The 11,740-nt window shown below is 31.2% G+C and carries 11 protein-coding genes and 1 riboswitch; of the genes, 5 read left to right on the top strand and 6 right to left on the bottom strand.

Going from position 1 to position 11,740, the window contains the following annotated elements; genetic code table 11:
- A partial coding sequence (locus ACTHW2_RS04185) for a type IIL restriction-modification enzyme MmeI (RefSeq protein WP_442262501.1) occupies positions 1-513 on the bottom strand: 513 nt, incomplete at its 3' end.
- A gap of 293 nt (positions 514-806) precedes the next feature.
- Between ACTHW2_RS04185 and ACTHW2_RS04180 the strand changes: the two genes are divergently transcribed.
- The 4 genes from ACTHW2_RS04180 (at position 807) to ACTHW2_RS04165 (ending at position 4,463) form a co-directional block, all read left to right on the top strand.
- Entirely contained in the window at positions 807-1,241 is a 435-nt protein-coding gene (locus tag ACTHW2_RS04180) for a GNAT family N-acetyltransferase (protein ID WP_442262499.1), read from the top strand.
- Positions 1,242-1,394: 153 nt separating this feature from the next.
- A complete protein-coding gene (locus ACTHW2_RS04175) occupies positions 1,395-2,822 on the top strand; it encodes a pyridoxal phosphate-dependent decarboxylase family protein (protein WP_442262497.1) in 1,428 nt (475 codons plus the stop codon).
- Between the two features lie 39 nt (positions 2,823-2,861).
- Positions 2,862-4,115, top strand: a complete 1,254-nt coding sequence (locus ACTHW2_RS04170; protein ID WP_442262495.1) for a DUF1576 domain-containing protein — start codon at positions 2,862-2,864, stop codon at positions 4,113-4,115.
- A gap of 6 nt (positions 4,116-4,121) precedes the next feature.
- Positions 4,122-4,463 carry a hypothetical protein gene (locus ACTHW2_RS04165; protein ID WP_442262493.1) on the top strand — a complete coding sequence of 114 codons (342 nt, stop codon included), beginning with the start codon at positions 4,122-4,124 and terminating at the stop codon, positions 4,461-4,463.
- Positions 4,464-4,508: 45 nt separating this feature from the next.
- On the opposite strand, the gene ACTHW2_RS04160 is transcribed toward ACTHW2_RS04165, so the two are convergent.
- The 3 genes from ACTHW2_RS04160 to ACTHW2_RS04150 form a co-directional block, all read right to left on the bottom strand.
- Positions 4,509-6,227, bottom strand: a complete 1,719-nt coding sequence (locus ACTHW2_RS04160) for a DUF2207 family protein (RefSeq protein ID WP_442262492.1) — start codon at positions 6,225-6,227, stop codon at positions 4,509-4,511.
- Between the two features lie 12 nt (positions 6,228-6,239).
- Positions 6,240-6,788 (bottom strand): LemA family protein, encoded by a 549-nt coding sequence (locus ACTHW2_RS04155; protein ID WP_442262490.1) that lies wholly within the window; start codon positions 6,786-6,788, stop codon positions 6,240-6,242.
- Positions 6,789-7,012: 224 nt separating this feature from the next.
- A complete protein-coding gene (locus ACTHW2_RS04150; protein WP_442262488.1) occupies positions 7,013-8,137 on the bottom strand; it encodes an NAD/NADP octopine/nopaline dehydrogenase family protein in 1,125 nt (374 codons plus the stop codon).
- Positions 8,138-8,240: 103 nt separating this feature from the next.
- Positions 8,241-8,371, bottom strand: a riboswitch (cyclic di-AMP (ydaO/yuaA leader).
- Positions 8,372-8,508: 137 nt separating this feature from the next.
- On the opposite strand from ACTHW2_RS04150, the gene namA reads away from it, so the two are divergent.
- A complete protein-coding gene (gene namA, locus ACTHW2_RS04145) occupies positions 8,509-9,525 on the top strand; it encodes an NADPH dehydrogenase NamA (protein WP_442262486.1) in 1,017 nt (338 codons plus the stop codon).
- Between the two features lie 86 nt (positions 9,526-9,611).
- Here namA and ACTHW2_RS04140 read toward each other — a convergent pair whose 3' ends face one another.
- Both ACTHW2_RS04140 and ACTHW2_RS04135 read right to left on the bottom strand, forming a co-directional pair.
- Positions 9,612-10,568, bottom strand: coding sequence for a threonine ammonia-lyase (locus ACTHW2_RS04140; protein ID WP_442262484.1), 957 nt, complete (start codon positions 10,566-10,568; stop codon positions 9,612-9,614).
- Positions 10,569-10,582: 14 nt separating this feature from the next.
- On the bottom strand, positions 10,583-11,608 hold the full coding sequence (locus tag ACTHW2_RS04135) for a YjiH family protein (protein WP_442262482.1): 1,026 nt from the start codon (positions 11,606-11,608) through the stop codon (positions 10,583-10,585).
- Positions 11,609-11,740: the final 132 nt, after the last annotated feature.

Here is an 11,740-nt window from a genome sequence, read left to right as displayed (position 1 = left end):
TAAGGATACTTCCATTTCCTTTTGAATATTTTCATCGCCTTCATCTACCAGAAAGAACATCCTATAATAGTCATTTTCTAATTCACTTAACAAAACTATCTCCGGTTCTCCACTTGGTTTTTCCATATCATATATGAAAAATTCTTTAAAATTGCAGGCTACTATCCACCTAGGTCTTTCTGAATATGGGAGTTCAGCTGAATATCTTTTTGCTTGCTGAAATGGAGACAACAAAGTTCCATCTGATTGACGTATGGGTTTTGTCAAATCTTTGTCCATACTCTTTTGTTCAATCAATACATGTGTTGATGGAATATATCCATCAATATAACTGGTATGATCCATTTTCACTCTATCTTCAAATCGTATGAATTCTGCAGGCCGGTCAATGCCATATACTTCATTTAATAATGATAACCAAAATCTGGCACTATCACCCTTTTCATAGCCAACTCCTTCCCATCTCTTTGCAAATTCTTTTGCTGCTTTTCTTTGCTCTGCTTGTGTTAACATCTATTCACCTCATGTATATATTTATTCTATTAGCCATAAATTATATAGAAACTTAAACTTTTTGATATTATTAAATATATATGTTCTTCTTCCATTAAAATACTTGTTCTTACTAAAGAGTTTTCTATTAAATCTTTATCTTTATATTTCTATTTTATCAGATAAACCCTTATTTTCAATGTATTATTAATTCTTATATATTAAAATCCTTTATCTAATTATCTAAAATTTATCAATCCCTATTGACAAGCTTTCCTTTATCATATATTGTTTTCTCAAAGGAGCTGAAAAATATGGAGATTGAAATATTAACTATTGAATATGGATCTAAAGAATATTTTGATACACTCACCCTTAGAAATGAAGTTTTTCGTAAGCCTTATGGGCTTGATATAAAAGATGATAACTTAGAAGAGGATAAAGATATGTATATGTATGGTGTCTACATAGAAGATCAATTAATTGGTACAGTCTTTTTAAAGGAAAAAAATAAAGATACAGCACAAATAAAAACACTTGCCATCCTAGAAGAATTTAGAGGGATTGGTCTTGGAATATACATTATGAAGTTTATTGAAGATATAGCTAGAAAGAAAGGATATACTAAAGCTTTCTTAACTGGTAGAGTATATGCTCGAAGCTTTTATAATAAACTTGGATATAAAGCTATAAGTGAACCTTTCGATTATAAAGCTATTCCCCATATAGAGATGAAAAAAACATTATAAAAAAAAGCTTTAGAAGTAATTTTTATAAAAATTACTTCTAAAGTTTTTTTATTGTAAAGATAGTAAATAATAAGGGTATAAAATTTAGTAACAATAAATAAGTTTTAAATTTATATAATGATTCAAATTTATTTTAAAGAAAGAAGTGATTTTATGAAGAATAACTCATATGAGAAATTATATGAATGGGAGAATTTAATCTCTTTATTCAATGAATTTGTACCAAAGTTAGTTAATGCTCAGACCAATATAAGAGAAGAAGATGTTGTAGAGTATTTATCTAATGAAGAAAAAAAGGAATTAAATGATATAGATTTTAAAAATAAGGGAAGGGACCCAAGTGTTGTAGCAAAGGAACTTATAGAAGATGTATTTCCATATAGAATAAAGGTAAACCATCCTAGATATTTTTGTTTTATTCCAGGGGCATATAGTCCATATTCAGTTTTTGGAGACTTTTTAAACTCTCTTCATAATCCATATACAGCTGGATATAATCTTAGTGAAGGAACTGTAGCCTTAGAAAAAGAAACTTTGAGATTCTTAGGTTCTTTAATAGGATATGATGAGAAAAAACTGGGTGGACAATTTGTATCAGGTGGTTCAATGGCAAATTTAACTGCAGCTATTATTGCAAGGGATGATAAACTTCAATCAGGAGAGTTTACAAAAGGCACTATTTATGTTTCTGACCAAACACATAGCTCTGTAGCAAAAGCAGTTCATATTATGGGTCTGCCAAATAAAAATATAAGAACTATTCCAAGTGATGACAGCTTTAAAATAGATCTTAAAAAGCTTAAAAGTGCTATACAATTGGATATAGAAAATGGATACAAACCTTTTTTACTTGTAGCTAGTTGCGGTACTACCAATACGGGGACTATTGATCCTTTGGAAGAGCTAGCTCATATATCAAATAAATATAAGCTTTGGTATCATATAGATGGTGCTTATGGAGCTTCTGCACTCTTATCTAGTCACAAAGAACTTTTACAAGGAATAGAACTATCTGACTCTGTCTCTTGGGATGGTCACAAATGGTTATTTCAAACTTATGGCTGCGCAGCTATTATATGTCGTGACAAGAAAAAGTTATTAAATTCATTTAATGTTTCTCCAGAATACTTAAAGGATGTTGAGTCTACAGAACAAGACTTTAACGACTGGGACATGGGCATAGAGATGACTAAACCCGCTCGAGGTATAAGACTATGGTTTACACTTCAAACAGTTGGATTAGATGTTATGAGAGAAGCTATAGATCAAGGTTTTGTAATCGCAAAATGGATTGAAGAAGAAGTTTCAAAATATGAAAATCTTGAAATAATTTCTAAAGCTCAGCTTGGAGCAGTAAATTTTAGATTTTTTGATGAAAAATATAGTAAAAAACAATTAGATAAGATAAATCTATCACTTTCCCAAAGAGCTATTGATGAAAATTATTCAGCATTTTTAACAACTAAATTAAAAGAAAAAATAGTTCTTAGATTTTGTTCAAACAATCCTTTGACAAAAAAAGAAGAGATCATAAAAATTATTGAAGATCTACAATTATGGATAAAAGAAATAACTTTATAAATATAATTATTAATATTCCCATAGAAATGGAGTGATATCGTGGTAAGTAGAGACATAGTAGTAGTAAAAGAGGATACAAAATATAAAGTTCTCTTTATGTATGCAAGTATTATCTTTTTTTCAGCCTTTTTATTTAATACTCCCAGTGAAATATTTGAGGCTATGAAAAAAATAGTAGTCTCACCAAGCATTTTATTAACAGACTATATATCTGTTGGTAATTTGGGAGCTGCATTTTTAAATAGCGGACTTTTACTACTTATAGCTTTATTTATCTCTAAGTTAAATAAAGTTAGTATAAGCGGACCTATAATTGCAAGCACATTTATCATTGCTGGATTTGCTTTCTTTGGGAAAAATATTTATAATATCTGGGGGCTTTTTCTTGGAGTCTACGTTTATTCCTTAACTCAAGATGATAGCTTTAATAAATTTATTATAGTTGCATTTTTTGGTACTGGACTTGCACCTATAATAAGCCAAATTTCTTTTGGATTTGGTTTCGATCCTGTTTTTTCTATACTTATAAGTAATGCTATAGGAGTTATATGTGGATTTTTACTTCCTCCACTTGCAAATCATTTTATAAGTTTTCATCAAGGTTTTAGTCTTTATAATGTTGGTTTTACAATAGGAATTATAGGATCTTTATTTATGTCAATATTTAGATCCTTTGGATTGGAAAATGAAACTCAAAATATACTATCGGCTGGAAATAATAAGGCATTAGGATTCTATTTTATATGTCTTTTTATTAGTATGATAATTTTAGGATTCTTTTTAAATGACAAAAGTTTTAAAGGCTATAAACATCTCCTAACTTATACCGGTAGACTTGTGGCTGATTTTGTCAATTTAAGTGGATTTGGACTATCACTTATAAATATGGGACTTCTAGGCCTACTATCCCTTTTATATGTTTTATTGATTAATGGTGATTTAAACGGACCTGTAATAGGGGGTATATTTACAGTGGTCGGTTTTGGAGCATTTGGAAAACATCCTAAAAATGTATTTTTTATAGTTATAGGAGTTTATATAGCAACAATATTCAATACTTGGGAACCAAATTCTACAAATGTTATCTTAGCAGCTCTGTTTGGAACATGTCTTGCTCCAATACCTGGTAAATTTGGATGGAAATATGGTATAATAGCTGGTATACTCCATCTTTCAGTAGTTATGAATATCGGATATTTGCATGGTGGAATGAATCTTTACAATAATGGGTTTGCTGGTGGACTAGTAGCAGCATTTTTGGTACCTACTATAGAATCTTTTAGGAGAGGATAATTTAAAATGAAAAATGAAAGAGATAAATTAGTAAAAGTATTAGATGAACTTATGAATTTTTGTTTTAGCTTAGACATGAATGATTTAAAGATAGATTTTAATATTAATGATTCTCAAGGTGTAATAAATATAGAAGGTCCTTGTAAGTCAGCTCCAATAGATAAATTACAATCTCTTGAGGATGCTTTAAATGATACAAGACAGCCAGAGTTTGAAGAATACTATTGGCCATTAATAGGTGGAGATCACGGATACCCAGAAATAGAACTACTTGGTACTTTTATAGATGAAGGAAAAGTAGTTTTTAAAGATAAATATTTAAAGATATATATAGTTCGAAAAATATAAAAAAAGGTGAAAGCATCAATTGATGCTTTCACCTCTTTTATAAACTTATCTAACTCCTCCTCCGCTTCCGCCTCCGAAGGAGCCACCACCACCTCCACCACTTGAAAAGCCTCCGCCTCCACCGCTTCTAGTGGTGGATGCGGGTGGAGCTGCTGCTCTTGCTACATTTCTTGTTAGTGCGTGGGCTAGATATATTGAGTTTCCTCTATATACAGTTTCAGCTTGATATCTTGGGTACAATTTTTCGAATTGTTTACTTACTACTTCTGTAATCCCAAGTGCTGCTGCCCATATCATTATATTGTCCCATATGGTCACATTTATAGCTTCATGTTCATTTAAAAGGGAAAAGTCATGTAAATAGTTTACATATTTGTAGATATTTTTTTCTAACTCTTCACCTTTTCCAGTTAATTGTACTGTATGACTCTTAAAGAAAAGTACCTTTTTTTCTACCATTTCAAGATAATTTAACTCTTGAAGTTTTTGAGCAGATAAGTTTTTTATATTTTTCTCCCATTTTTCTATTTTAGATCTATTTTTAGCTGCCCATTTTGTAAATTCCTTTTCCTCAAGTATTTCATTTGGCCCTGCTGCATCTAACATCATTTTAAATAAAGAGCCTTCTCTTGTATTTGTATCTATATCTTTATTTAAAAACCTAATATTGGTTTGTTCTTTTTTCCTAAAAAATCCTACTTCTTCTGTTTCTGTCATTATCCTTTCTTCATTTATCCATTTTAATATAAAGCTTGTAAGAAGATTTTCAAAGTTACCTACTCCTATCTTTTGAAGTATATAATATACATCAATTATATCCCCTTCATAAGGATAGTCCCTATAATATTCTTCTTTATACTTTCTTTTAAATTTCTTTGTTCCTTTAATATTGTTCTTATTTCTAAATAGATTAAGTGCTAAAATACCAGTAACTAAAATTGGAAATAATCTTCCAAAAACTAATCCAAAAAAATTAAATCCCGAGTTACTGTTAGATGTTCCACTAGAACCACTACTATCATCTACTCCATAGTCACTTCCTATAAAAGCTTCATCCTGTATCTCTTCAAATGTCTTGTCTACATAGTCATTACTAGCAAAACTACCCTCAGGTAGTCCCATCAGTACAGTTACGTATTGGGAGTTATCCAATGGTTCACTACTTTTAGCTACAACCTTGCCATCAACAAATTGAATATCTCCATCGTAACCAAATGCATATATTCTCTCTGTTCCTTGAGCAAACTGTCTTTCACTTTCTATAGTAATCGTAACATTTTGAGGGGGTACATTTGTCTTATCATTTATAAATCTCCAAAATAATATTTGACTATCCTTTAGTTCTTTTATAAAGTCTGTTAGAGTATATTCTAAAATATATTCATGACTCCCGTATTCTCCTATTCCCCAGCTTAATTCATATCTATCCCCTCTATCAATTATTCCATTTTTAAATGTTTTTTCTTCTCTTGATGCATCTATATCCCAATTATCTACATAGTCATAAACTATACCATCTTCTTTTACTGTAAAATCCTTTATAGTAGATTCACCTAAATTACCCATCACTATAAAGACTTCTGTACCTTCATTTATCTCCATCTGTCTTCGCTCTTTTATATTTGCACTACCATCTTCATTTATAAATACATCTATAACTATATTTTCAAGTTCAAAATCATCTGCATATACATCTTTAATAGTAAATATATTTAAAAACAAAAACAATACAAGGATTATAACGGATATTCTTCTTTTTGTCATAAAAGACACCTCCTAATCCCAGCTTGGCATATCTTGTTTTGTTTCTGTCCCTTCAAAGTATTCTCTTGAAGCAAAGTTAAACATCCCTGCTATTATGCTTGAAGGAAATACTTTTAACTTTCTATTATATCTTGTAACTACATCGTTATATATCATCCTAGAATTTCTTACATTGTCTTCAAATTTATTTATACTAGCCATAGTATCTTTATAAACTGAGCTAGCCTTTAAGTCTGGATATGCTTCTGATACTGCAATAAGTCTACCAACTACAGATTCAAGTTTATTTTGATCATTTTCCATTTCTTTAACAGAACTTCCTCTTCCTATAGATGCTCTGCTTTCAGCCACATTTTCTAAAACTTCTGCCTCATGAGCAGAATATTGTTTAGTTGCGCTTATAAGACTTTTTATAGCATCCCATCTTGACTCAATCTGAGTTGCTATTTGAGCTTTAGCATTGTCTACTCTTTCTCTTAATGTTACTAGTGAGTTATATATGGATACAACCCAAAAGGCTAACAATACTATTAGTATAATTAATCCTATTACAAATGGCATAGCTTTTCCTCCTTTTAATTTAAATTTCTATTTAAAAGTATAATTTCACTTTATCCTTATTATATACACTTTACCCCCTTAAAGTTAAAATAAACCTTCGTTTATTTTAAAACATAAAAAGCCAGCAAGGATTTCGAAATCCCTGCTGGCTTTTTATGTTTTCTTATTTAAATTAAAATAAGGGGGCTTAAAAGTATATTGCCCCTTTTTTAAAAAATATATACCTAAACTACTTCTTCTACGAAAGTTCTATTTTTAGATATTCTACCTTTTCTTGCAAGTAGATGCATCTCTGTTATAGAAAGTCCTTCAAGACCTAGCTTATCAGCCGTTCTTCCAATTTTTCTAAAGTCTTTTCCAGTCATACATTCTGCTAAATTTATTACAGATGTTATAGCAGGAGTTTTTATTCCAAGTAGATTCCCTATTGATTCTATAGGTACAAGACTATATGGAACATCCTCATGGATATATCTAGTTTTTATAGTACCAGGTGCCGGAAGACCTTTGTAAGCTCCTGTATTTTGAATTGCTTCATAAAGGTTTCTACCACGTCCTCCATAACTTTCATATAGCCAAGTAACTGCAGATATAGTATCTATTTGAAGCATTTTTCCAATTTCCATTCTTTCACTATCCATTCTTTCTAATACATTTGCGACAGAAGGTGTTATCCCTTCAGTATAATAGTCAAAAGGTATAGCTCTTTCTATATGTCCACTATTTAATAGTGTTGGACCTGGATGAAATATCGCTCCATAGTTGTTTATACTGGTTTCTAATATGTCTTTTGCTGGTATGAATTGAGGATAGACTTTATTTATAAGTTGTAGTACATAATCTGTTTTAGTCGCAGGTATTGCTGCTAAGGAAACTTCATGTTTCGCTTTGAAAATATGTGCTTGAGTTGAGACTTCTGATCTTACTGCGTAAATAAATGTTTGAGCTTCTGCTACTATTACATTGTTTCTCTTTCTTTCTCTAAGAAGTGTTTCATAAACTTCTAAGGCTCCTCCTGTTCTGCCAGGGTTTAATATTATAATTTGTCCATCTTTTAAGTAAGGCGCCATTTTTCTTGCTATTTGTGAGTGTCCCATTGCAGGTATCGTAACCATAATTACATCTATATCTCGTATAGCTTCTTCTATATCTGATGTGATCTTATTTAGCTTACCAGAACCCATTACTTCTCCCGTAAGATTTATCGTCATATCTTTTAATAGTGGCAAAAGTTTTTCATATGTTCTATTATATAAATTGACAGTATAACCCATCATAGCTAGATATCCAGCCATAGCAATCCCACCATTTCCTGCTCCAATGACACAATATTTAATTTTTCTTTTCAATATAATCATCCTCCCTAAAAAATATTTACTAAACTTTCTGTAAATAGAAAATTGGGGTAAAAAAATAACCATGGGGTACCATAGTCTGCTTTAACGCATTTTAACTCCCCTTTTGCTTAGCATACGAGGTTAGCTGTCGGGTTAGGACTAAAGGGTTAATAGCCCATCCAAATCGGATTCACCCCAAAAAAAGTGGTTCCCCCGCTTCTCAAAAGAATTAAGCATATGTTTAATTTACAGTTTTTTGTATACTACTCGTGTATATAATTTTAACATGAATTAAATATTTTGTAAAGCTTTTTTAGAAATAAAATAAACAGTTTATTATTTTTCTAAATTTTGGGTATAATTTGAGAAGGAGGAGATTTAGATTGAAGACTTTCGAAAGATATAATATAAAAGATTTAAAACTTAAAAATAGAATAGTTATGCCCCCTATGTGCACCTATTCTTCAGATAAAGATGGATTTGTAAAAGATTTTCATCGTACCCACTATGCTTCGCGAGCTATAGGAGGTACATCTCTGATAATATTAGAAGCCACAGCAATAATTCCAAATGGTAGAATATCAAATAAAGATTTAGGTATCTGGGACGATAAACATATTGATGGTCTAAAATCAATTGTAGAAAATGTACACCCATACGGAACTAAAATAGGAATACAACTTGCACATGCTGGTAGAAAAGGTGATAGTGGAGATGAATATATAGTAGCCCCTTCTCCAATAAAACATAGTGATCCTTATAAAAAGCCACATGAATTAACAAGTTCTGAAATAGATATATTAGTAAATAGTTTCAAAGAATCTGCAAGAAGAGCTCATGAAGCAGGTTTTGATGTGATAGAAATACATGCAGCACATGGATATTTAATTCATGAATTCTTATCTCCCATAACAAACCGTAGAATTGATGAGTATGGAGGAAGCCTTGGAAATAGAACTAGGTTTTTAAGAGAAATACTCCTAGCTGTAAAAGGAACATGGCCTGAAGATAAACCTATATTTGTAAGATTTTCTGCTAGCGATTATGAAAAAGGTGGAATAGATAAAGAAGAGATAGTAGATATAATAAATGAAGTAAAAGACTATTTTGATCTAGCACATATAAGTACAGGAGGACTTGTTGATACTCATATAGATGTATATCCTGGTTATCAAGTAAAGTTTGCAGAAACAGTTAAAAAAAGATGTAATATGCCAACAATAGCTGTTGGACTTATAGAAAACTTCAACCAGGTAGAGGAAATCCTTTCAAATGATAGAGCAGATCTTGTAGCTCTTGGAAGGCAGCTACTAAGAGATCCTTATACTCCTATTCGTATGGCCTATGAAAAGGGAATTGAAGTAGATTTTCCACCACAATATAAAATGGCTTTTAGGTAAATAATAAAAATACCAGTTAATAAAATTATGAATAATTTTATTAACTGGCATTTCATTTTGTCTATTTTTTATAATTTAAATAAAATTTAATCTATATTTATTAAATCCAGCATTAATTCTTTATCAATATTTCCACCAGTGAGGACTACAGCTACATTTTTACCTTTAAATCTTTTAGGGTTTTTCTTTATAGCTCCCACTCCTATAGCCCCTGCTGGTTCTGCTATTATCTTTTCTTCTAATATGAGATGTTTAACAGCATCCTTTATATCTTCTTCTTCAACTTCTATTATGTCATCTATTTGACTTGCCGCCATTTTATATGGAATATGACCTACTCCCCCAACTAAGGCATCACATATAGAATCTTCACTTTCATACACTTCATAAAATACTTCATCTCTTAGAGCTGCCACCATTGCAGGACAAGCTGCAGTTTGAAGTCCTATTATTTCTATATCTTTTTTTATAGCCTTAGCAGCTACACTTATTCCAGTTATTATACCGCCTCCACCTATAGGCACTATTATTGTATCTATATGTGGATTTTCTTCTAATATTTCCATAGCTATAGTTCCTTGTCCTGCTAAAACCACTTTATCTGAACAAGGGTCTATAAAAGTTTTACTTTCTTCTTCAATTTCCTTTAACCCCAATTCATGAGCTTCATCATAGTTTTTACCAAGTTTTACTACCTCAGCACCATAGTATTCTATTTTTTCAACTTTACTCTTTGGAGTAGTTTTTGGAACATATATAGTAACATTTTTTATACCAAGAAGATTAGATGCATAACTTACAGCTGCCCCATGGTTCCCGGAGGAAATAGCCGCCACGCCTTTTTCTTTTTCTTCCATAGTCAAGCTTGTCATTTTACTAAGAGCTCCTCTTATTTTTGCACATCTCATCTTTTGTTGATTTTCCAGTTTTAAATATATATTTGTATCTTCATAACTTAAATTCATTGATTTTTCTAAAGGAGTATGATAAATATAATCCTTTATTCTTTCTTTCGCTTTTTCTACATCTTTATATTTAATCATTCTTTTACATCCCCTTAAAATATTAAATATGCTGCAAGTATTATAATCGGTAGCGTTATAAGTGTTCTTTGTATAAATATAAGGAATAAATCAACTGGAGAAATATCAATCTTTGATCCAAGTATAACAGCTCCAGCTTCTGATAGGTATACAAGCTGAGTTACTGAAAGAGTAGCTACAATAAATCTAGTCATTTCACTTGGAATACTTGCACCTATAACAGATGGAAGAAACATATCTGCAAATCCAACCATAATTGTTTGAGATGCTTCGACTGCATATGGAACTCTAAATAATTTTAATAGAGGAATAAATGGCATTCCCAGCCATTCAAATATAGGTGTAGTTTCAGCTATTATAAGTGCTATAGTTCCAAATGCCATTATAGCTGGTAGAACTCCAATCCACATATCTAATACAGTTTTACTTCCGTTTTTCATAAAAGCTTTAATATTCCCGCTTTTTTCTGCCTTTTTTATAGCTAAATGTACACCCCACTGAGAGTTTGTATAGCCCTTAGGTACATTTTCTCCAATATCCTTTTTTACTCCCTTATAGTAAGTCTCTTTCTTTTTAGAAAGAGGTGGGAGCTTTGGCATTATTATAGCTGCTGCAAAACCTGAAGCTATTATAGTTAAATAATATGGGGCAAAGTATTTAGTTAATCCTACTTGTCCAAGTACCACCAAACAAAATGTAATAGATACTGCTGAAAATGTAGTTGATATAACTGCTGATTCTTTTCCTGTATAGTAGCCTTCTTCGTATTGTCTATTTGTAAGTGCAACTCCTATAGTTCCATCCCCTACCCAAGAAGCTATACAATCTATTGAAGATCTACCAGGTAACCCAAATAAGGGTCTCATAACTGGTGTAAATAGCGCTCCTACATATTCTAAGAGTCCAAAATCTGTTAAAAATGGTAATAAAAATCCTGCAAATAAAAACATTGTAAACAATGTTAAGATTAAATCATAAAGGATAAGTCCTCCAGTATCTCCTGACCATATCCATTCAGGTCCAAGCTCAAAATAAACCATTCCCGTAAGAAGAAGTCCTAAAAGTCTAACTCCTACCCACAGATTTGATACATTGAATAACCCCTTTAAAAAGATACTGTTGGATTGTCAACCTTTTTCAGCACACTTTTTTCTCGGACATTAATATTCCAT

The sequence above is a fragment of the Tissierella sp. genome, assembly GCF_052089545.1.
In the GTDB taxonomy this organism is placed as follows: Bacteria; Bacillota; Clostridia; order Tissierellales; family Tissierellaceae; genus Tissierella_A.
The sequence above is the reverse complement of the archived record's forward strand: the minus strand, read 5'-3'. Positions and strand labels throughout refer to the sequence as shown.